The sequence below is a fragment of the Mycobacterium sp. NGS16 genome (assembly GCF_059813225.1).
Genome location: NZ_JCALEE010000001.1, coordinates 227,696 through 247,398, shown reverse-complemented (window position 1 = coordinate 247,398; position 19,703 = coordinate 227,696). Strand labels below are relative to the sequence as shown.

The following is a 19,703-nucleotide window of genomic DNA, read 5'->3' as shown; positions in this document are numbered from 1 at the left end:
GCCGGTGCGGCTATCCGAAGATCCCCGGCAGCACCGCCTCGGATGTGCTGCGCAGTTCCGCCAGCGACACACTGAACTGGCCCTGAACCTCCACCTCCGCGGAGCCATGGTCGACCACGCCGACGCGCGTGATCGGCAGCCCGCGGGCCTCGCACATCGACGTAAACCGGCTCTCCTCGGTGCGGGGCACCGCGACCAGTGCCCGCCCCGCTGACTCGGAGAACAAGAAGACGAACGGATCTGCATCTTCGGGAAGCACGATGCGGCAACCGGTTTCGCCGGCGATCGCCGATTCGACCACGGCCTGGATGAAGCCGCCCTCACTCAGATCATGCGCCCCGGAGACCAATCCGTCGCGCGATGCCGCACACAGCACCTCGGCGAGCAGCTTCTCGCGCTCCAGATCGACTTTCGGGGGCAACCCGCCCAGGTGGTCGGCGGTGACCTGCGCCCAGATGGAGCCGTCGAACTCGTCGCGGGTGTCACCGAGCAACATCAGCGTCTCACCCGGTTCGACGCCGAACGCCGACGGCAGCCGGCGTTCCACGTCGTCGATGACACCGAGCACCCCGACCACCGGGGTGGGGTGGATCGGCGTCGCGCCGGTCTGGTTGTAGAAACTCACGTTGCCGCCCGTGACCGGAATCCCCAGGGCCGCACAGCCATCCGCCAGCCCGCGCACCGCCTCGGCGAACTGCCACATCACCCCCGGGTCCTCCGGGGACCCGAAGTTCAAGCAGTTGGTGACAGCGATCGGGGTGGCGCCGGTGACGGCCACGTTGCGGTACGCCTCAGCCAGCGCCAACTGGGCACCGGTGTAGGGGTCCAGCTTGGTGTAGCGCCCCGAGGCGTCGGTGGAGATGGCGATTCCGCGCCGGGATTCCTCGTCGATGCGCAGCATCCCGCCGTCGGCGTGCTCGGCCAGCACAGTGTTGCCGCGCACGTAGCGGTCGTACTGCTCGGTGATGAACGCCCGGCTGCACAGGTGCGGACTGGAAAGCAGCGCAAGCAGCGTCGCGCGCAGCTGCTCACCGGTGACCGGCCGCGGCAGCTTGTCCGAGCGGTCGGCGTTGAGCGCGTCCTGGGTGGTCGGGCGGGCCACCGGGCGGTGATAGATCGGGCCCTCGTGGGCCACCGTGCGCGGCGGGACGTCGACGACGGTCTGGCCGTGCCAGGTGATCTGCAGCCGGTCGCCGTCGGTGACCTCACCGATCACCGTGGCCAGCACATCCCACTTGGCGCACACCGCCATGAAGGCCTCCACGTTCTCCGGGGCCACCACCGCGCACATGCGCTCCTGCGACTCACTGGAGAGCACCTCGGCCGGGGTCATGTTCGCCGCGCGCAGCGGCACCTTGTCCAGCTCGATCGCCATGCCGCCGTCACCGGCGGACGCCAATTCGGAAGTGGCACAGGATAATCCGGCGCCGCCGAGGTCCTGGATACCGACCACCAGCCCGGCGGCGTACAGCTCCAGGCAGCACTCGATGAGCACCTTCTCGGTGAACGGGTCGCCGACCTGAACCGACGGCAGTTTCTTCCTGCCGGAACCGGTTTCATCCCCGCCGAAGGTGTCCGACGCCAGCACCGAGACCCCGCCGATGCCGTCCAGGCCGGTGCGCGCCCCGAACAGGATGATCTTGTTGCCGGTGCCCGACGCGAACGCCAGATGCAGGTCTTCTTTCTTGAGCACACCGACACACAGCGCGTTGACCAGTGGGTTGCCGGCGTAGCAGGCGTCGAAGACCGTTTCGCCGCCGATGTTGGGCAGCCCCAGGGAGTTGCCGTAGCCGCCGATGCCGCGCACCACCCCGTCGAGCACCCGGCGGGTGTCGGGGGCGTCGGCGGCGCCGAAGCGCAGCTGGTCCATCACCGCTACCGGGCGGGCGCCCATCGCCATGATGTCGCGCACGATCCCGCCCACCCCGGTGGCCGCGCCCTGATAGGGCTCCACATACGACGGGTGGTTGTGCGACTCCACCTTGAAGGTCACCGCCCAGCCGTCGCCGATGTCGACCACGCCGGCGTTCTCCCCGATGCCGGCCAGCATGGCCTTGCGCATCTCGTCGGTGGTGGTCTCACCGAAGTAGCGCAGGTGCACCTTGGACGACTTGTAGGAGCAGTGCTCACTCCACATCACCGAGTACATGGCCAGCTCGGCGTCGGTGGGACGGCGGCCCAGGATGTCGCGGATGCGCTGGTACTCGTCGTCTTTGAGGCCCAGCTCGGCAAACGGTTGCGGGTGATCGGGGGTGGCCGCGGCGTGTTCGACGGTGTCGAGCGTGGTCGGGGACGTCACAGGCATGAGTGTATGGCACCGATTTCGGCTCAGTCGGGCGCCAGGAAGGCGGTCAGGGCGGCCGCGTAGGAGGCGACGTCGTGCGCACCCATCAGCTCGCGCGCCGAATGCATGGCCAACTGCGGGGCGCCCACGTCGACGGTGGGGATGCCGGTGCGCGCGGCGCTCATCGGACCGATGGTCGACCCGCACGGCAGGTCGGCCCGGTGCTCGTAGCGCTGCAGCGCCACTCCGGCCTGGTCGCAGGCCAGCGCGAAGGTGGCGGCGGTGCGGCCGTCGGTGGCGTAGCGCAGGTTCGGTTGCACCTTGAGCACCGGCCCGGCATTGATCGCGATCTGATGGCCCGGTTCGTGACGGTCCGGGTAGTTGGGATGGGTGGCATGGGCCATGTCCGCCGACGCCAGCGTCGAGCCGGCCAGCCGGCGCAGAAAGTCCTCCCGATCCCCGCCGGCGGCCAGCGTGATCCGCTCCAGCACGGTCAGCAGCAGCTCCGAGCCGGCGCCGTGATCCGACGTCGAGCCGACTTCCTCGTGGTCGAACAGCGCCAGCACCGGCAGGTAGCGGCCGCCCCGCGCGGACAGCAGCGCTTCCAGGCCGGCGTAGCAGCTGGCCTGGTTGTCCAGCCGCGGCGCGCTGACGAAGTCCTGGCCCGCCCCGGTCACCGCCGACGGCGCCAGGTCGTGGGTCATCAGGTCGAACCCGAGCACGTCGCGCCGCTGCACGCCGGCGCGTTCGGCCACGTAGCCCAGGAAGTCCCGGGGCGCGCCGCCGGCGGCCCAGACCGCGTTCAGGTGCCGCTGGGGGTCCAGCTTGACTGCTGCGCGATCCTCGGCCAGGTGGATCGCCAGCTGCGGCACCCGCAGGATCGGCTCGTCGACGCGGACCAGCTGGTGAGACCCGTCACGCACCGACAGCCGCCCGCTGACGCCCAGGTCGCGGTCCAGCCAGGAGTTCAGCCAGGCACCGCCGTACGGCGCCAACGCCACCAGCTGCCAACCGGCCACCTCCCGGGCCGGATGCTGCTTGACCCGCAGGTTCGGGCTGTCGGTGTGCGCGCCGATGATCCGGAACGCGGCATCGGTGCCACCCTGCTCAGAACTGTCCCAGGCCACCACCGACCCGGCCCGGATCGTGAAGTACCGCCCGGGCTGCTGCGGCCAGCGGTCGGTCTCTGCGACCGCGGTGTAGCCGGCGGCGCGCAGCCGTTCGGCCACGGTCACGCAGGCGTGAAACGGCGACGGTGAGGCGTCGATGAACTCGCATAATCCGGTTGCGGTGGCCGCCATGGGCTCAAGTCTTTCGCATCTGGACGTCGGTGGGGGCGTTAGGGTCGATACCGTGCCGTCCGTTCAGCCCGTCACCGCTCCCCTGACCTGTGCGGCTATTTTCCTGGTCGCCACCATCGATGAGGGCGGTGAGCCCACCGTCCACGAGGCGTTGCCGGAGCTGGCGGGTTTCGCCCGGGCGATCGGCTTTCGTGACCCGAGCAAGCGGCTGTCGCTGGTGACCTCGATCGGCTCGGACGCCTGGGACCGGTTGTTCACCGGTCCCCGCCCGGCGCAGCTGCATCCGTTCGTCGAGCTGGTTGGCCCCCGGCACACCGCGCCGGCCACCCCGGGGGATCTGCTGTTCCACGTCAAGGGCGAGACGTTGGACGTCTGCTTCGAGCTCGCGGGCCGCATCGTCAAGGCGATGGCCGGTGCGATCACCGTGGTCGACGAGGTGCACGGCTTCCGGTTCTTCGACAATCGCGACCTGCTCGGCTTCGTCGACGGCACCGAGAACCCGGTCGGCGACGAGGCGCTGGCCGCCACCGCCGTCGGCGACGAGGACCCGGACTTCGCCGGCGGGTCCTACGTGCACGTCCAGAAGTACCTGCACGACATGGCCGCCTGGGAAGCGCTGCCGGTCACCGAACAGGAGCGGGTGATCGGCCGCACCAAGGCCGACGACCTCGAGTTCGACGACGCGGTGAAGCCGGCCAACTCGCACATCGCGCTGAACGTGATCACCGACGAGGACGGCAACGAGCTGGATATCGTGCGGCACAACATGCCGTTCGGCACGGTGGGCGACGGCGGGTCCGGCACCTACTACATCGCCTACGCGCGCAGCCCGGAGATCACCGAGCAGATGCTGCGCAACATGTTCTTCGGTGACCCGCCCGGCAACACCGACCGGATCCTGGACTTCTCCACCGCGATCACCGGCGGACTGTTCTTCACCCCCACCGCCGACTTCCTCGACGATCCGCCGCCGCTCCCCGGCTCGGCGGCTCCGACCCCGGCTGAGCCCGTCGAGCCCACCGTTGACGGCTCACTGAATATCGGCAGCCTGAAAGGAAATTCGCAATGAACAACCTGTATCGCGATCTGGCCCCGGTCACCGACGCGGCCTGGGCCGACATCGAGCAGGAGGCGGCCCGGACATTCAAGCGGCACATCGCCGGGCGCCGGGTCGTCGACGTGAGCGAACCGGCCGGTCCGACGGCCGCCGCGGTGGGCACCGGTCGGCTGACCGGGATCGGCGCCCCGGCCGATGGGGTGGAAGCGCACCTGCGCGACAGCAAACCGCTGGTACGCCTGCGGGTTCCGTTCACGCTGTCGCGGGCGGAGATCGACGATGTCGAGCGGGGCTCACAGGACGCCGACTGGGACCCGGTGAAGGACGCGGCCAAGAAGCTGGCATTCGCCGAGGACCAGATCATCTTCGGGGGCTACCCGGCCGCTTCGGTGGAGGGCATCCGCAACGCGAGTTCGAATGCGCCGCTGCCCCTGCCGGAGGATCCGCGGGACATCCCGGACGCGATCAGCCAGGCGCTGTCGGCGCTGCGACTGGCCGGGGTGGACGGCCCGTATTCGGTGCTGCTGTCGGCCGATGCCTACACCAAGGTCAGCGAAACCTCCGATCACGGCTACCCGATCCGCGAGCACCTGCGCCGGCTGGTCACCGGCGACATCATCTGGGCGCCGGCGATCGACGGCGCATTCGTGCTGACCACCCGCGGCGGCGACTTCGACTTGCGCCTGGGCACCGACGTGTCGATCGGTTACCTGTCGCACGACGCCGAGAACGTGCAGCTGTACCTGCAGGAGACATGTACGTTCCTGTGCTACACCGCCGAAGCCGCGGTCGCCTTGACCTGCTAACCCGGGAGGCCGGCCCGGCCCGGGGCGCCGCCGGCTCCCGGGGCACCGGTCTGGCCGTCGGGTTCGCCGTGCGCGCCACTGCCGGCCTCGCCACCGGCACCACCGGCGCCGCCCTGCGGCCCGCTGCCTGCGCTGCCGCCGGTCACCCCGGATCCGCCGTTGCCGCCGTCGCCGCTGGCGCCACCGATCCCACCGGTCCCACCGTCACCCCCCGCGCCGGGGAAGAGGGTGCCCCCGTAGCCGGCACCGCCGGTGCCACCGCCACCGCCGGTACCGCCCTTACCGCCGTCGCCGGCGTTGCCGCCCACCGCTCCGGTTGACGCCCCACCGTCGCCGCCATTGCCGCCGGCACCCCCGGTGCCCCCGCTGCCGCCGGTGGTACCCGACTGGTTGACCACGGCGCCCCGGGCACCGACGGCACCGTTGCCGCCCACGCCGCCGCCGCCACCGGTGCCGCCCCGGCCGCCGTTGCCGTCGGTGCCGTGGGCGGAGATACCGCCCTGCCCACCCGCGCCGGCATTGCCGCCGTGGCCCCCGCTGCCGCCGTCACCGGCGGAAACCACTGTCGAACCGACGCCGCCGGCACCACCGGCGCCACCGGTTCCGCCATTGCCGCCGGCGCCCCCATGGCCGGCGGCGCCGGACTGGGCGGCGCCGCCCGCACCTCCGGCACCGCCGGTGCCGCCATGGCCACCACCGCCGCCGTCCCCACCCACTCCGGCGTTGGGGATGCCCCCGGCGCCCTCATGCCCGGCACCGCCACGACCGCCGTTCCCGCCGGCGCCGCCCACGCCGCCGTTGCCGGAATGGCTACCGCCGGCGCCGCCCGCACCCCCGGCACCGCCGTTACCGCCGTCAGCCCCGCCGACGCCGACAGTCAGACCGTTGGAGCCGTCTCCGCCGGCGCCGCCCGCGCCTCCGGCGCCGCCGTTGCCATCGGTGCCGCCGGTGCCGCCGTCGCCGCCGCGCCCCCCATTTCCGGCATGGCCCACAGCGGTCAGCGTGTCGAACCCGTCTCCACCCTTGCCGCCGTTGCCGCCGGAGGCGGTGGCACCGCCGGACCCGGCCTGGTGAGCGCCGTTGCCGTCCAGGCCGCCGGCCCCGGCCGACCCCGCGTTACCGCCGGAACCGCCGCGACCTCCATCGGCTTGCACCGATGAGATGCCGGAAGAGCCGTCACCGCCGTTGCCGCCGTCGCCGGCCGCGCCGCCGAACCCGCCGGCGCCGACCACACCGAGCACCGCCGCGCCGCCCTTGCCGCCGGCACCTCCGTTGCCGCCTCCGCCGCCGTTACCGCCGGCACCGATCGCGCCGCCACCGAGCACCCCGGAGCCGCCGTGGCCGCCGTCACCGCCCGCCCCGCCGGCACCACCGGCGCCGCCGTCGCTGAACCACGACGTGGTGGCCCCGCCGGCCCCGCCGTTTCCACCGTGACCGCCCGCCGTGCCGTGCTCACCGAGCGCGGCCAAGCCGTTGAAGCCATGGCCGCCGCGGCCCCCGGCGCCGCCTGCGCCGCCGTTGCCGAACAGCCAGCCCGCACCCGCGCCGCCGGCACCACCGTTGCCGCCGTCGGTTGCCGGCCGGCCGAGCACGATGTTGTCGTAGCCGTTGCCGCCGGCGCCGCCGTCACCGCCGTTGCCCATGACCGATCCGCCGGCGCCGCCGTTCCCCCCGGCGGTGCCGTTGACGCCGGTCAGCAGGCTGTCGTAGCCGTGACCGCCCGCCCCGCCGTCACCGAAGAGGCCGGCGTTGCCGCCGTTGCCGCCGGCCACCCCCGGCAGCAGGCTGTCGTAGCCGTCGCCGCCGTCACCGAGCCACAGCCCGCCGTTGAAGCCGTCCGGGTGCAGGGCGTTGCCGTCGGCACCGTCGCCGATCAGGAATTGGCCCGCCATGGTGTTGATGAAGCCGGCAGCGACGAGACCGAAGGGGCTGTTGATCCACGACTCGACGGCCTCGTGCAGTGGCGTGTAGACCCACTGGGCATAGAACCCCGCGAAGTCCGGCGGGTAGGACGCCGCCGCGATACCGAGCTCAGCCCAGTCCGGCTCGGCGCCGGCGGTCGGCGCGGGCGCCGGGCCGAACAGTTCTGCGAACCAGTCGAGGTCGAACGCGTCCGCGCGGGCGGTGGGCGTGCTCGTCACGGCCAGCAACGCCGCCACGGCCGCGCCACCGACCGAGCGGCGCCGCTTCGCGCTGTGTTTCCCGCCGGCCATGTGCCCTCCCGCCCGTCGCCGAATCTCCGCGACGTGGGACATTATCAAAGCCTGAGATGACTGAGCGAATTCTTGGCAATGCGGCGGACTCGATCAGGTTGTGCGCGGTCAGGCCGACTGCGGTCACAGCAAACACCCAGTAAATGCCTGATTGACGCTGCGGCTACGCCGCCAGCACCGCGTCCAGCGCGGAGTAGAACAGCCCCAGCCCGTCGTCGCTGGGACCCGTCAGGGCTTCGATGGCGTGTTCGGGGTGCGGCATCAGGCCCACGACCCGGCCGTTGGGCGAGCTCACCCCGGCGATGTCGCGCAGCGAGCCGTTGACGTTGTCCAGGTAGCGGAACACCACCCGGCCCTCGCCCTCCAGCTCGTCGAGCACCTGCCGGGAGGCCACATAGCGCCCCTCGCCGGACTTCAGCGGCACCAGCAGGTCGGCGTCGGCCTCGAACCGGGACGTCCAGGCCGTCTCGGTGGAAGCCACCCGCAGCCAGACGTCGCGGCAGACGAAGTGCAGACCGGCGTTGCGGGTCAGCGCGCCGGGCAACAGTCCGGCCTCGCACAACACCTGGAAACCATTGCAGATGCCCAGCACCGGCAGACCGCGGCCGGCCGCCGCGATGACCTCCCCCATCACCGGGGCGAATCGGGCGATCGCGCCGGCGCGCAGGTAGTCGCCGTAGGAGAAACCGCCGGGGACGACGACCGCGTCGACCCCCTTCAGGTCGGCGTCGGCGTGCCACAGGTTGACCGGTTCGGCACCGACGAACCGGACGGCGCGCACCGCGTCGACGTCGTCGAGGGTGCCGGGGAAGGTGATCACACCGACCCGGGCGCTCACGGCGTCTCCCGGCTGACGGTCCAATCCTCGATCACCGTGTTGGCCAGCAGTGTCTCGGCGATCTCGGCCAGCGCGGCGTCGTCGACCGAATCGTCGACCTCGAGTTCGAAGCGCTTGCCCTGCCGCACGTCCGACACGCCGGTGTGCCCGAGCCGGGAAAGCGCCCCGACAATCGCCTGCCCCTGCGGGTCGAGAATCTCGGCTTTGGGCATCACGTGCACAACCACCCGGGCCACGCGCGCTCCTACTGTCGACGGGGAATCGGTCGCGTCAACAATACCGATGCCCGTCCGCGACGCCGGAGCGCACAATCGAAGGCATGCGACTGACCCACTTCGGCCACTCCTGCCTGCTCGCCGATTTCGTCGACACCACGGTGCTGTTCGACCCCGGCAACTTCTCGCACGGCTTCGAGGGCATCACCGGGTTGTCGGCCATCCTGATCACCCATCAGCACCCCGACCACGTCGATGTGGAGCGGCTGCCGGCCCTGCTCGACGCCAATCCGGACGCGGCGCTCTACGCCGACCCGCAGACCGCCGCCCAGCTGGGACCGCCGTGGCGAGCTGTGCACGCCGGGGACTCCTTCGACCTCGGCTCACTGCGGGTGCGCGGGGTCGGCGGCCAGCACGCGGTGATCCATCCGGAGATCCCGATGATCGACAACATCTCCTATCTCGTCGGCGACGCCGGGCACCCGGCCCGGTTGATGCACCCCGGCGATGCGCTGTTCGTGCCGGACGAGCCGGTGGATGTCCTGGCCGCCCCGGCCGCGGCGCCCTGGATGAAGATCTCCGAGGCGGTGGACTACCTGCGCGCCGTGGCGCCGCGCGCCGCGGTGCCGATCCACCAGGGCATCATCGCCGCCGACGCCCGCGGTATCTACCACGGCCGGCTAGCCGAGATGGGGCGCACCGACTTTCAGGTACTGCCCGCCGAGAGCGCCGTCGCCTTCTAGGTGCCTGCCTACCGCCGAACGTGAAGTTAGCTTCACGCTGAGGCGTCGAGCGTGAAGTTACCTTCACGCTCGGCGGGGGTGCGGCTGGCGCGGGCCCACGCTAAGCGATATCGGCGGCGGCGCCCCGGCCGGCGGCCCGCCCGGAGAAGATGCACCCACCCAGGAAGGTGCCCTCCAGCGCCCGGTAGCCGTGCACCCCGCCACCGCCGAAGCCGGCCACCTCGCCGGCCGCATACAGCCCGTCGATCGGCTTGCCGTCGCCGCCCAGCACCCGCGAGTCCAAGTCGGTCTCCAAGCCGCCCAACGTTTTCCGCGTCAGGATGTGCAGCTTGACCGCGATCAGCGGCCCGGCGGCCGGATCGGTCAACCGGTGTGGGGCCACCACCCGGCCCAGCCGGTCACCCAAGTAGGCACGCGCCCCGCGGATCGCGGTGACCTGACCGTCCTTACTGAACCGATTGGCCACCTCGCGGTCGCGGGCGGTGACCTGGGCGGCCACCGTCGCGTAGTCCAACGGAACCACGTCGGGCAGATCGTTCATGCGCAAGACCAGATCGCGCAGCGAATCGGCATGGACGAAGTCCACCCCGCGGTCGACGAACGCCTGCACCGGTGGCGGCGGCCCCGACCGTACCCGGGACGCGACCAGCTGACGCAGGCTACGTCCGGTCAGGTCCGGGTTCTGCTCCTGACCCGACAGCGCGAATTCCTTCTCGATGATCCTGCGGTTCAACACGAACCAGGTGTAGTCCTGCCCGGAGCGGGCGATGTGCTCCAAGGTGCCCAGGGTGTCGAAGCCGGGATACAGCGGCCCGGGCAGCCGGGCGCCGGTCGCGTCCAGCCACAGCGGCGACGGGCCGGGAATGATCCGGATACCGTGGCCCGGCCAGATCGGGTCGTAGTTGGTGATGCCCTCGGTGTAGTGCCACATCCGGTCCCGGTTGATCACCCGCCCGCCGGCCGCCTCGGTGATGCCGATCATCCGGCCGTCGACGTGGGCGGGCACGCCGGCCAGAAGCTGGGCGGGGACGCGGCCCATCCGCTCCGGCCAGTTCTGGCGCACCAGGTCGATGTTGCCGCCGATGCCGCCACTGGTCACCAGCACGGCGGAAGCACGGAACTCGAACTCCCCCACGATGGTTCGCGACGACGCCACACCGCGTGGCGCGGACGACGGTTCCAGGACGCTGCCCCGCACGCCGGTCACCCGGCCCTCTTCGACGATCAGTTCGTCGACCCGGTGCCGGTGGGCGAAGCGGACTCGCGACCGGCCCCGCAGCCGGCCCGCGAAGATCTCGACCAGGGCGGGCCCGGTCCCCCAGGTGATGTGGAACCGGGGCACCGAATTGCCGTGCCCGATCGCCCCGTATCCGCCGCGCTCGGCCCAACCGACCAACGGGAAGACCTTCAGCCCGCGCGCGGTCAGCCAGCTGCGCTTCTCACCGGCGGCGAAGTCGACGTAGGCGTGCGCCCATTGGCGCGGCCAGTGGTCGCACGCGCGGTCGAAGCCCGCGGTACCCAACCAATCCTGCAGTGCCAGTTCATGGCTGTCGCGGACGCCGAGCCGCCGCTGTTCGGGGCTGTCGACGAAGAACAGGCCCCCGAAGGACCAGAACGCCTGACCGCCCAGGTTCGCGCTGTTCTCCTGGTCGAGTATCAGCACCCGCTGGCCGCGTTCCACCAGTTCGCAGGCCGCCACCAAGCCGGCCAGACCCGCCCCGACGATGATCGCGTCGGCGTCCGCCTTACCGCTCATGGCGTTCCAGGGTAACGACTCAGGCACTCAGCCCGGAGGCCACATCGACCGCGACCGGCCACCGGTAGCGCTCCGGCCGGCAGCCGTGTCCCAGCGCCGCATCGACCGCATCCAGCATGGCCGCCACGACGGCCGGTTCGCTCAGCTGACGAGCGCCCACCGACAGCCGCACCACGCCGCCGCGGCGTGCGATGCGTTCACTGGTCGCCACCACCATCCGGCACCACCAGGGCGTGGTCAAAAACCCGGCCCCCACGCCGATGACCCGGGCCCGCACGGTGCGGTCCAACACCAGATCCGTCACCGTATGCAGCCCGGCGAGCAGGCGGAACCCGTTGCGCGGCAACGCCTGCACTGTTCCTGCTGACACGGTCCAGCCGGGCGCGGCGAACAGCCGGGTGCGCAACCCCAGGTGCTCGAGCACGCGGTCCGCGCCGAGCAGCCGCAGGTTGGCCTCGTGGGCGCCCAAGGTGGCGAACTCGCCGCGGCGCCTTTTGGTGGCGGCCTCGTCAAAACCCGTGCAGGACGATGGCGGCCCCCTCGACCCGCCGGCGCACCAGCCAGTCGACGGTACGCGGGTCGCGGTCCAGCCGATAGTCGGCCCCCAGCCGCGGCGCCACCAGCAGCGATACCGGTACCCCGCGGGCGTCCAGCTGCGCGCAGAACGCCTCGGTGTCGGCGCGGGTGCGTTCGCCGATCCCCGAGACGGAGACGATCAGCTCTCCGGTCACCTCACCAGTGTGGCCGGTGCAGGTGTCCGGGCGGTGACATAGAGGAAGACGTCAGCTAGCCCTACGGGGTCATCCGGCGACGGCTGTGGTTGGCCGGGTCGGTGCTGTTGGCGATCGCCTGCAGTCGCGCCAGGTCGCGGGCATGCAGGTCCGGCGCCTTGGCAAGGGATTCCAGCAGCAGGTCGGCCTGCTCCCGCAGTGCCGGAATGTGTTCGGTGCGGCCCTGTTCTTCGACGTGGACGACCAGCATCCGCAGCACCCGCAGGATTGTCGCCGCGACCAGGGGCTGAGACGGTGCGACCTGACGGAGCTGATCGAAGCCGTGTGCGATGTACTCCTTGGCGTTAAGACCCCACGGCCGCAGCAGTACCCGCCCCTCCGAACCGGCCACCGCCACCAACGGCAACGGCACGACCAGCAGTCGGCGCAGCAGGCTGCCGACGCGCAGGGTGGCCTCCACCGCGGTGGTCGGGTCGTTGATCGCCGAGCTCAGCGCGCGCAGGCCGATGTCGACGAGCTGCCGGAACGCGAAGTCGATGTCCTCCTGCATGGTGCGGCTGTCGCTGACGGCGATCGCGCGGGTCAGCTTCTGGCGCACCCGGTCCGGGTGAGCCGGCGGCGGCCAGATCGTGACCAGCGGCTGGCCGAGGTGGATGTAGGCGCCGACGCGGGTGTCCAACCGGATCGTGGTGTTCGGTGGAATGGCGGCCAACAGCCGCTGGGTGTCGACCCGGCTGATCCAGCCGTTGCCGGGCGAGGTCAGCCGCAGCGCCTCCGGCGGAGCCTCCATGTCGGTGTCGGGGGCCGGCTGCTCGTCGGCCGCGGCGGCCACCACGGTGTCGATCACCATCGAGCCCTCCGCGGCGATCTCGCGCACCACCTGACCGACCTCGAGCCGATGGGCCAGGTGGTCGACGTGGGCGATGATGGTGATCACGGTGACGATCGTCAGCACGACGGCGATGGTCACCGTCACCGGCGGAGCGGGCAGCGGCGAAGAACCGTCCAGATCCGGCAGGCTCAGCACGCAGTAGACGAATGTCGCGACCAGCAGGCCGATCACCACTTGACTGAGCCGGTCGCGGATGAACCAGCGCATCACCCGCGGCGAGAGCTGCGAACTCGCCAGCTGCAGGCTCACGATGGTCAGCGAGAAGATGACCCCGGCGGTGGTGATCGTTGCGCCGGCGATCGTGGACAGCAACGTGGTGGCCACTCCGCTGTCCATCTTCAGCAGAAAGCGGGGCGACGGGCCGATACGATGGTCGGCCGCACGGCAGAGAATGGCCAGCAGCATGCCGCCGAACACGATCAGCAGCGGCAGGAGGAACAGGCTCTCGCGGAACCTATAGGCCAGCGCCAACGCCCTAACACTCGGGAAGCGCTCCGAGCGGGTGCGCATCAGTTCGGCAGTACGGCCTCGATGGCGGCGATCACCTCGGGCGCGTCCGGCACCGTGGTGGGCCGGAACCGGTTGACCACCACGCCGGAGGGGGCGAGCAGAAACTTCTCGAAGTTCCATTGCACGTCACCGGCGGAACCGTCGGCGTCAGCGGTCTTGGTCAGCCCCGCGTACAGCGGGTGGCGGTCATCGCCGTTGACGTCGGTCTTGGCCAGCAGCGGAAAGGTCACCCCGTAGGTGGTGGAGCAGAAGGTCTGGATCTCCTCGGGCGTGCCGGGCTCTTGGCCCATGAACTGGTTGCAGGGCACGCCGAGCACCGTCAGCCCGCGGTCGGCGTAGTCGCGGGCCAGCTTCTCCAGGGCGCTGTACTGCGGGGTGAGCCCGCATTTGGAGGCGACGTTGACGACCAGCACCGCGCGGCCGGCGTAATCCGCCAGCGAGGTGGGGCGCCCGTCGAGGGTGGTCAGGGGGATATCAGCGAGGCTCATGGCCGCGAGGTTACCCGCAGCCGGCCGTCGCCAGCAGCCAGGCGTATTGGAACGCGATCTCCTTCCAGCGTTCGTAGCGCCCGGAGATGCCGCCGTGGCCGGCGTTCATCTGCGTCTTGAGCAGCACCGGATTGGCGTCGGTCTTGGTTTGCCGCAGCGCCGCAACCCACTTCGCCGGCTCGACGTAATACACCCGAGTGTCGTGCAGCGACGTCATCGCCAGGATCGGCGGGTAGTCCCGGGCGGTGATGTTCTCATAGGGCGAGTAGGACTTCATGTAGAAGTAGACGTCTTTGTCGTCCAACGGGTTTCCCCACTCGTCCCACTCGGTGACGGTCAACGGCAGCGACGGATCCAGGATGGTGGTCAGCGGATCGACGAACGGAACTTGGGCCACCACGCCGGCGAACAGTTCCGGTGCCACGTTGGTAGCCGCGCCGACTAACAGCCCCCCGGCGCTGCCGCCCATCGCCACCAGATGCGCCGGCTTGCAGACGCCAGCCCCGATCAGATGCCGGCCCGCCGCCACGAAGTCGGTGAAGCTGTTCTTCTTCTCCAGCAGCTTGCCGTGCTCGTACCACAGCCGGCCCAGCTCGCCGCCGCCGCGGACATGCGCGACGGCGAACACCATGCCCCGGTCCAGCAGGGACAGTCGGGCGATCGAGAACTGCGGGTCCTCGCACATCTCATAGGCACCGTAGCCGTAAAGCAGTGCGGGAGCAGGCAATTCAATACCGGCCCGGTGCACGACCGACACCGGGACTCGGGTGCCATCCTCGGCATAGGCCCAGTCCCGGTACTCGACGTAGTCTTCTCGGCGGTATTCGCCGAGCACCGGCTGCTCCCGCAGCAAGGTGCGTTCGCCGGTCGCGAAGTCGATGTCATAGATCCGCACCGGGGTGATGAACGAGGTGGTGCCGACCCGGAGTTTCGGGCCATCCCAGTTCGGGTTGGCCCCCAGGCCCGACGAAGCCAGTTCGGTATCGAAGGTGATCTCCTGCGGCGGCAGGTACTCGCCGTCGCTGCCGATCGGCCACAGCTGAAGGCGCGGCAGCCCCTCGGCTCGGTAGCCGACGACGAGGTGGTGCGCGAAGGCGTCCACCGAATCGAGCCGCACATCATCACGTCCGGCGATCAGAATCTGCTGCGCAGACGGGTCGTCCACCGGGGCCTGCGCCAGGGTGAAGTTGATCGCACCATCGTTGTGCAGGATGAGAAACCGGTCCCGGCCGTCGAGGATGGCGTGCTCCACCGAGTACTCAACGCCTTCGCGGCGGGGCAGCACCACGGTGAACGGCGCCTGCGGGTCGGCCGCGTCGGCGTAGCGGACCTCGGAGGTGATCGACGATCCCGCCGCGATCAGCACATAGGCGTCGCTGCGGGTACGCCCCACCGACAGCCAGAACCGTTCGTCGGTCTCGTGGTAGACCTGCTCGGCGGGTTGGCCGGCGCCGATCCGGTAGCGCCACACGGTGTCCGGGCGCCAGGCCGCGTCGACGGTGACGTAGTAGACCGTGCGGTTATCGGTCGCCCAGGTGACTCCGGCGCCGATTCCGGTGATCTCGTCGGGCAACAGCTCACCGGTGCGCAGGTCGGAGAACCGCAGCGTGTACCGCTCGTCACCGACGACGTCGACGGAGTAGGCCAAGATGTTGCCGTCCGGGCTGACGCTGGCGGCGCCGAGCGCGAAGAAGTCATGGCCCTCGGCCTCGGCGTTCTGATCCAGCAGCACTTGCTCGCCGGGGATCTCGGTGGCCTCATCGAGCAGGGGCGGGTCCCAGTCGTCGGGAGACCGGACGGGACAGCGGCATTGGACGCCGTACTGCTTTCCCTCGAAGGTGCGCCCGTAGTACCACCAGTCGCCACGGCGGGCGGGCACCGACAGGTCGGTCTCCTTGGTGCGGGCCTTGATCTCGCCGAAGATGCTCTGCCGCAACGGTTCCAGGTGCGCTGTCGCCGCGTCGGTGTAAGCGTTCTCGGCTTCTAGGTGAGCGAGCACCGCCGGGTCGGACTTGTCACGCAGCCATTCATAGGGGTCGACGAAGACATCCCCATGGTGGGCACGGGTGGTTTCCACCCGCTTGGCCGAAGGGGGATCCGGCAGCGTCTGCGTGACGTCGGTCATGCCCCGGGGCCGACCCAGTCATCGAAGGACAGACCGGAGATTCGTTCATAGGCCTCGACATAACGGGCACGGGTGGCATCGATGACGTCGTCCGGCAGCGGCGGGGGCGGTTGGCTACCGGCCCGATCCCAGCCGGATTCCGGGCCGGTGAGCCAGTTGCGCACGAACTGCTTGTCGAAGCTCTCCTGCACGACCCCGGCCTGATAGTGGTCGGCCGGCCAGTACCGCGACGAGTCGGGGGTGAACACCTCATCGGCCAGCACCAGATTGTCGTGTTCGTCGAGGCCGAACTCGAACTTGGTGTCGGCGATGATGATTCCCTTCCTCAGGGCGTGGTCGGCCGCCTGCACATAGGTCTGCATGGTGCGGTCGCGCAGCTGGCCGGCCCGTACCGGTCCGACCAGCTCGATCACCTGCGCGAACGAGATGTTCTCGTCGTGTTCGCCGATCTCGGCCTTGGTGGCCGGGGTGAACAGCGGGTTGGCGAACTTGCTGGCCTCCACCAGGCCCGGCGGCAGCGGGATGCCGCATACCGAGCCGCTGCGCTGGTAGTCCAGCAGGCCCGAGCCGGTCAGGTAGCCGCGCGCCACGCACTCGATCGGCATCATCTGCAGCTGGCGCACCACCAGCGCCCGGCCCAGCACCTCCTCGGGGATACGCGGGTCATCGGGGGGGCCGGCCAGGTGGTTGGGCGCATCGACCAGGTCGAAGAAGAAGACGCTCATCGCGGTCAGGATGCGGCCCTTGTCCGGGATCTGGCTGTCCAGGATGTAGTCGAACGCCGAGATCCGGTCGGTGGCGACGAACAACAGGTGCTTGTCGTCGATCCGATACAGTTCGCGGACTTTGCCGCTGGCCAGGTGCTGGTAATCGGAGAGCGCGGGACGCGACATCTGGCCAGCCTAACCGCTGGTCGTGTGCTGGGATCAACGACATGACTTCCCGGTTGCTGCCCTACGCCACTACCCCCGGCCGCCTGTTGGCCCAACTGTTCAGCGACGCCGTCGTCGCGGCATGGACCTTCCTGTGGGTGCTGGTGGCCCTCGCGGTGCACGGGGCGGTGGCCGCCATCGCCGGAGTCGGGCGGCAGTTCGAGCGGGGCGCCAACGGGGTGGCCGAGAGCCTGGCCTCGGCCGGGCACAGCGCCGATCGCATACCGCTGGTGGGCGATGCGGTGAGCAAGCCACTCACGGCTGCCGGGGAAGCGGCGGTCGACATCGCCGGTGCCGGCCACAGCCTGGACACCACCGCCGGCTGGCTGGCCTACCTACTGGCGATCGCGGTCGCCGCACCGCCGATCCTGGCGGTGGCGATGCCCTGGCTGACCTTGCGGCTGCGGTTCTTTCTGCGCAAGCGGGCGGTGCTGACACTGGCCGCGACCCCGGCCGGTGAACAGCTGTTGGCGTTGCGGGCGCTGACCAACCGGCCGCTGGGTAAACTCACCGCGGTCAGTCCCGATCCGGTCGGGGCGTGGCGGCACGCCGACCCGGCCGTGATCGGCGGTCTGGCCGCCCTCGAGTTGCGCTCGGCGGGCCTGGCCCGGCGCGCCCCTGCGCGATAGCCGCGCGGGAGAAATCGCGCCGGAACCGCAGCAGCCCGGCGACCACCACGATCACCCAGGCCGTCAACGCATTCCAGAAGAACACCAGCGCCACCGTGTTCAGCGCAGGCATCCGGAGTTCGGCGGACATCGCGCCGGTGGCCACCGAGTACATCCCCAACGGGAAGACCAGCGCCCACCACGCGCCGGTGAGTTGCAGCACCGCCGGACGCCGGTTGACCCGGTGCAGCACGAAGTAGATCAGCGGCGGAATCCATCCGCTGGCTGCCACCCACGTCACGATCGTGACCGCACGCACCGGCCCGCCCAGCCAATCCGCTGTCACCGCGTGGATGGTGTCGCCGGCCAGGGTGGCGATCGCCAACGCCCCCATCAGGATCCAGTCGTCGGGCGCGAACCCCTCGCGGTCCTGGCGTTCGACGGCGGTGCGCCACAAGATCAGCCAGGCCATCACGGCGTAGATCGCGATCGCCAGCAACCACGCCGCCACCGCCGCAGGCGCCCACCCGCGATCACCGGTGTGCCGGGCGACCTGCGTGGCGACGATAGCCAGCCCCGACGTCCCGACGCTGGCCAACTCCCAGGCCCCGTGGGCATGGCCGCGCAACGGGACCAGCCCGCGTGCAACCATGTTGCGGCCGGTCAGGATGGCCAGCGCCAGCCATGCCGTCAGCGCCACTACGCCCAGCCCGCGCGCCACCACCGGGTGGGCGACCAGCCGGGAATCCAGGACGGCGCACGCGGCCACGAAGGTGAACAGCCGCAGCGTCACGTCGGGGTCGCGAAGATCCCAGCGCGGGGCGGCGCGCACGGCGGCCGGCGTGAGGACCACCAGCATGACGGTGGCCAGCACCCCCAAAGTGTCCGAGAGCCAACGATAGTGGTGGTCACGCGCGGCGATCGAGAGTATGCCGGTGGCCATCACGACCGCGAACGCGTCCGGTGCCGGCAACCTGGTCACGGCCGCAGTTCCACCATCATGTGGCGCATGCCGGTGTGCCGGTTGCTCCGGGTCCATTCCACCGGTGCCACCACCGCCACCTTGCCGAACCGGCTCAGCAGCTCCTCGTAGAGCACCCGCATCTCCAGGCGGGCCAGATGCGCCCCCAGGCAGAAATGCGATCCATGACCGAATCCGATGTGGGGATTGGGTTTTCGGGTCACATCGAACTCATCGGCCCGGTCGAAGACGGCCGGATCGCGATTCGCCGAGCCCTCCCACACCAGTACCTTCTGGCCGGCTTGGATGATCTTGCCGCCCAGCACCGCCCGCCGGGTGGCCGTGCGCCGCTTCGACGGGGACGGTGAGGTCCAGCGGATGATCTCCTCGACGGCGGTGGGCAGCAGACCGAAATCGCCACGCAGCGCATGCCATTGGTCGGGGTGCTGAGCCAGCGCCAGCAGGCCGCCGGCGAGGGCGTTGCGGGTGGTCTCCGCGCCGGCGCTGAACAGCAGCTGGAAGAACAGATACACCTCCAGGTCGGTGAGCTGCGGGTCAGCAGAGTTGGCCACCACCGACAGCATGTCCTCGCTCGGCGCGGCCCGTTTGGCCGCGATGAGTTCTCGGCCGTAGGTGTAGACCGGGTTGTCGGCGTCCGAGCTCGACAGTCGGGGAACCACGGCCGCGCGCGAACCGCGGAAGTCGAAGCTGGGCTCGATCGCCTCGAACAACCAGTGCCGGTCGGCTTCGGGCACACCGAGCAGGATGCAGATCATCTGCATCGGCAGCTCGGCGGCGACCTCGACCAGGAAGTCGAACGGCACGCCCGGCTCAACCGCGTCCAGCAGCAGCCGCGCACGACACCGCAGATCCTCTTCCACGCGGCGGATCATCCGCGGCGTCAGACCCGAGCTGACCAGCCGGCGGACCTCGGCGTGCCCGGGGTCGTCCATCATGTTGAGCAGCCGGCCGGCGATCGGCAGGTCTTGCAGCACCGTGCCGCCGAATGGTCTGGAACCGCCGGTCACCGAGGAGTAGGTCTGGTTATCGCGCAGGACTTCGAGGGTTTGGGCGTGGCTGGCCACCGACCAGAAGCCCTGGGCGTCTGGGGTGTGCGCGGTGGGCTCGTGCCAGTACACCGGCGCGAATTGGCGGTGCAGCGCGAACAGCTCGTGCGGGAAGCCGCTCGCGAAGTTGTCCAGATCGGTGAAGTCGATCGTCGCGAGCTGCTGGACGCTCATCG

Annotated in this window: 16 protein-coding genes and 1 pseudogene; 4 read left to right on the top strand and 13 right to left on the bottom strand. The window is 70.3% G+C overall.

Going from position 1 to position 19,703, the window contains the following annotated elements:
* Positions 1-10: 10 nt before the first annotated feature.
* Together purL and AC5Y4Q_RS01180 are read right to left on the bottom strand one after the other, a co-directional pair.
* Positions 11-2,305 carry a phosphoribosylformylglycinamidine synthase subunit PurL gene (gene purL, locus AC5Y4Q_RS01185; protein WP_125225340.1) on the bottom strand — a complete coding sequence of 765 codons (2,295 nt, stop codon included), beginning with the start codon at positions 2,303-2,305 and terminating at the stop codon, positions 11-13.
* A gap of 23 nt (positions 2,306-2,328) precedes the next feature.
* Positions 2,329-3,585, bottom strand: a complete 1,257-nt coding sequence (locus AC5Y4Q_RS01180) for a M18 family aminopeptidase (protein WP_499957618.1) — start codon at positions 3,583-3,585, stop codon at positions 2,329-2,331.
* Here AC5Y4Q_RS01180 and AC5Y4Q_RS01175 point away from each other — a divergent pair.
* Both AC5Y4Q_RS01175 and AC5Y4Q_RS01170 read left to right on the top strand, forming a co-directional pair.
* Complete coding sequence (locus AC5Y4Q_RS01175) at positions 3,584-4,654, top strand: Dyp-type peroxidase (RefSeq protein ID WP_499958281.1); 1,071 nt, start codon at positions 3,584-3,586, stop codon at positions 4,652-4,654. The two genes, AC5Y4Q_RS01180 and AC5Y4Q_RS01175, sit on opposite strands and share 2 nt — an antisense overlap.
* Complete coding sequence (locus AC5Y4Q_RS01170) at positions 4,651-5,448, top strand: family 1 encapsulin nanocompartment shell protein (RefSeq protein ID WP_064921424.1); 798 nt, start codon at positions 4,651-4,653, stop codon at positions 5,446-5,448. Before AC5Y4Q_RS01175 ends, AC5Y4Q_RS01170 begins: the two co-directional genes overlap by 4 nt.
* Here the strand turns inward: AC5Y4Q_RS01170 and AC5Y4Q_RS01165 are convergent.
* From AC5Y4Q_RS01165 to purS, 3 genes are all read right to left on the bottom strand, one after another.
* Positions 5,445-7,661: a PGRS repeat-containing protein gene (locus AC5Y4Q_RS01165; protein ID WP_499957616.1), complete on the bottom strand. Its 2,217-nt coding sequence runs from the start codon at positions 7,659-7,661 to the stop codon at positions 5,445-5,447. The genes AC5Y4Q_RS01170 and AC5Y4Q_RS01165 overlap by 4 nt on opposite strands.
* 163 nt (positions 7,662-7,824) lie before the next feature.
* The gene (gene purQ / locus AC5Y4Q_RS01160; RefSeq protein ID WP_499957614.1) at positions 7,825-8,499 is read right to left on the bottom strand and encodes a phosphoribosylformylglycinamidine synthase subunit PurQ; all 675 of its coding nucleotides are present in this window, start codon (positions 8,497-8,499) and stop codon (positions 7,825-7,827) included.
* Positions 8,496-8,735: a phosphoribosylformylglycinamidine synthase subunit PurS gene (gene purS, locus AC5Y4Q_RS01155; protein WP_019737534.1), complete on the bottom strand. Its 240-nt coding sequence runs from the start codon at positions 8,733-8,735 to the stop codon at positions 8,496-8,498. Before purS ends, purQ begins: the two co-directional genes overlap by 4 nt.
* An 83-nt stretch (positions 8,736-8,818) precedes the next feature.
* Here purS and AC5Y4Q_RS01150 point away from each other — a divergent pair, with 83 nt between their 5' ends.
* A complete protein-coding gene (locus AC5Y4Q_RS01150) occupies positions 8,819-9,457 on the top strand; it encodes an MBL fold metallo-hydrolase (RefSeq protein ID WP_064924057.1) in 639 nt (212 codons plus the stop codon).
* A 100-nt stretch (positions 9,458-9,557) separates the two neighbouring features.
* On the opposite strand, the gene AC5Y4Q_RS01145 is transcribed toward AC5Y4Q_RS01150, so the two are convergent.
* The 6 genes and pseudogenes from AC5Y4Q_RS01145 to AC5Y4Q_RS01120 all read right to left on the bottom strand — a co-directional run bounded on the left by AC5Y4Q_RS01145 (position 9,558) and on the right by AC5Y4Q_RS01120 (position 16,852).
* A complete protein-coding gene (locus AC5Y4Q_RS01145) occupies positions 9,558-11,213 on the bottom strand; it encodes an FAD-binding dehydrogenase (protein WP_499957611.1) in 1,656 nt (551 codons plus the stop codon).
* A 19-nt stretch (positions 11,214-11,232) separates the two neighbouring features.
* Positions 11,233-11,944, bottom strand: a pseudogene (locus tag AC5Y4Q_RS01140) (DUF2334 domain-containing protein).
* A 61-nt stretch (positions 11,945-12,005) separates the two neighbouring features.
* Entirely contained in the window at positions 12,006-13,346 is a 1,341-nt protein-coding gene (locus AC5Y4Q_RS01135) for a DUF2254 domain-containing protein (RefSeq protein WP_064924060.1), read from the bottom strand.
* The gene (locus AC5Y4Q_RS01130) at positions 13,346-13,834 is read right to left on the bottom strand and encodes a glutathione peroxidase (protein WP_125224812.1); all 489 of its coding nucleotides are present in this window, start codon (positions 13,832-13,834) and stop codon (positions 13,346-13,348) included. The genes AC5Y4Q_RS01135 and AC5Y4Q_RS01130 overlap by 1 nt, the downstream gene beginning before the upstream one ends.
* Positions 13,835-13,844: 10 nt before the next feature.
* Positions 13,845-15,959: a S9 family peptidase gene (locus AC5Y4Q_RS01125; RefSeq protein ID WP_499957608.1), complete on the bottom strand. Its 2,115-nt coding sequence runs from the start codon at positions 15,957-15,959 to the stop codon at positions 13,845-13,847.
* Positions 15,956-16,852 carry a phosphoribosylaminoimidazolesuccinocarboxamide synthase gene (locus tag AC5Y4Q_RS01120; RefSeq protein ID WP_064924063.1) on the bottom strand — a complete coding sequence of 299 codons (897 nt, stop codon included), beginning with the start codon at positions 16,850-16,852 and terminating at the stop codon, positions 15,956-15,958. Before AC5Y4Q_RS01120 ends, AC5Y4Q_RS01125 begins: the two co-directional genes overlap by 4 nt.
* Positions 16,853-16,893: 41 nt before the next feature.
* Here AC5Y4Q_RS01120 and AC5Y4Q_RS01115 point away from each other — a divergent pair, with 41 nt between their 5' ends.
* On the top strand, positions 16,894-17,520 hold the full coding sequence (locus tag AC5Y4Q_RS01115; protein ID WP_125224810.1) for a hypothetical protein: 627 nt from the start codon (positions 16,894-16,896) through the stop codon (positions 17,518-17,520).
* On the opposite strand, the gene AC5Y4Q_RS01110 is transcribed toward AC5Y4Q_RS01115, so the two are convergent.
* Positions 17,408-18,481 (bottom strand): tellurite resistance/C4-dicarboxylate transporter family protein, encoded by a 1,074-nt coding sequence (locus tag AC5Y4Q_RS01110; RefSeq protein WP_499957605.1) that lies wholly within the window; start codon positions 18,479-18,481, stop codon positions 17,408-17,410. The genes AC5Y4Q_RS01115 and AC5Y4Q_RS01110 overlap by 113 nt on opposite strands.
* Positions 18,478-19,701 (bottom strand): cytochrome P450, encoded by a 1,224-nt coding sequence (locus AC5Y4Q_RS01105; RefSeq protein ID WP_499957603.1) that lies wholly within the window; start codon positions 19,699-19,701, stop codon positions 18,478-18,480. Before AC5Y4Q_RS01105 ends, AC5Y4Q_RS01110 begins: the two co-directional genes overlap by 4 nt.
* Between the last annotated feature and the right edge of the window lie 2 nt (positions 19,702-19,703).

What these genes read in the sequence shown, in the direction of transcription:
- purL (WP_125225340.1), bottom strand. Translation starts at nt 2,305, where the DNA reads ATGCCTGTGACGTCCCCGACCACGCTCGACACCGTCGAACACGCCGCG.
- AC5Y4Q_RS01175 (WP_499958281.1), top strand. Translation starts at nt 3,584, where the DNA reads ATGGGCTCAAGTCTTTCGCATCTGGACGTCGGTGGGGGCGTTAGGGTC.
- AC5Y4Q_RS01180 (WP_499957618.1), bottom strand. Translation starts at nt 3,585, where the DNA reads ATGGCGGCCACCGCAACCGGATTATGCGAGTTCATCGACGCCTCACCG.
- AC5Y4Q_RS01170 (WP_064921424.1), top strand. Translation starts at nt 4,651, where the DNA reads ATGAACAACCTGTATCGCGATCTGGCCCCGGTCACCGACGCGGCCTGG.
- AC5Y4Q_RS01165 (WP_499957616.1), bottom strand. Translation starts at nt 7,661, where the DNA reads ATGGCCGGCGGGAAACACAGCGCGAAGCGGCGCCGCTCGGTCGGTGGC.
- AC5Y4Q_RS01150 (WP_064924057.1), top strand. Translation starts at nt 8,819, where the DNA reads ATGCGACTGACCCACTTCGGCCACTCCTGCCTGCTCGCCGATTTCGTC.
- AC5Y4Q_RS01145 (WP_499957611.1), bottom strand. Translation starts at nt 11,213, where the DNA reads ATGAGCGGTAAGGCGGACGCCGACGCGATCATCGTCGGGGCGGGTCTG.
- AC5Y4Q_RS01135 (WP_064924060.1), bottom strand. Translation starts at nt 13,346, where the DNA reads ATGCGCACCCGCTCGGAGCGCTTCCCGAGTGTTAGGGCGTTGGCGCTG.
- AC5Y4Q_RS01130 (WP_125224812.1), bottom strand. Translation starts at nt 13,834, where the DNA reads ATGAGCCTCGCTGATATCCCCCTGACCACCCTCGACGGGCGCCCCACC.
- AC5Y4Q_RS01125 (WP_499957608.1), bottom strand. Translation starts at nt 15,959, where the DNA reads ATGACCGACGTCACGCAGACGCTGCCGGATCCCCCTTCGGCCAAGCGG.
- AC5Y4Q_RS01120 (WP_064924063.1), bottom strand. Translation starts at nt 16,852, where the DNA reads ATGTCGCGTCCCGCGCTCTCCGATTACCAGCACCTGGCCAGCGGCAAA.
- AC5Y4Q_RS01115 (WP_125224810.1), top strand. Translation starts at nt 16,894, where the DNA reads ATGACTTCCCGGTTGCTGCCCTACGCCACTACCCCCGGCCGCCTGTTG.
- AC5Y4Q_RS01105 (WP_499957603.1), bottom strand. Translation starts at nt 19,701, where the DNA reads ATGAGCGTCCAGCAGCTCGCGACGATCGACTTCACCGATCTGGACAAC.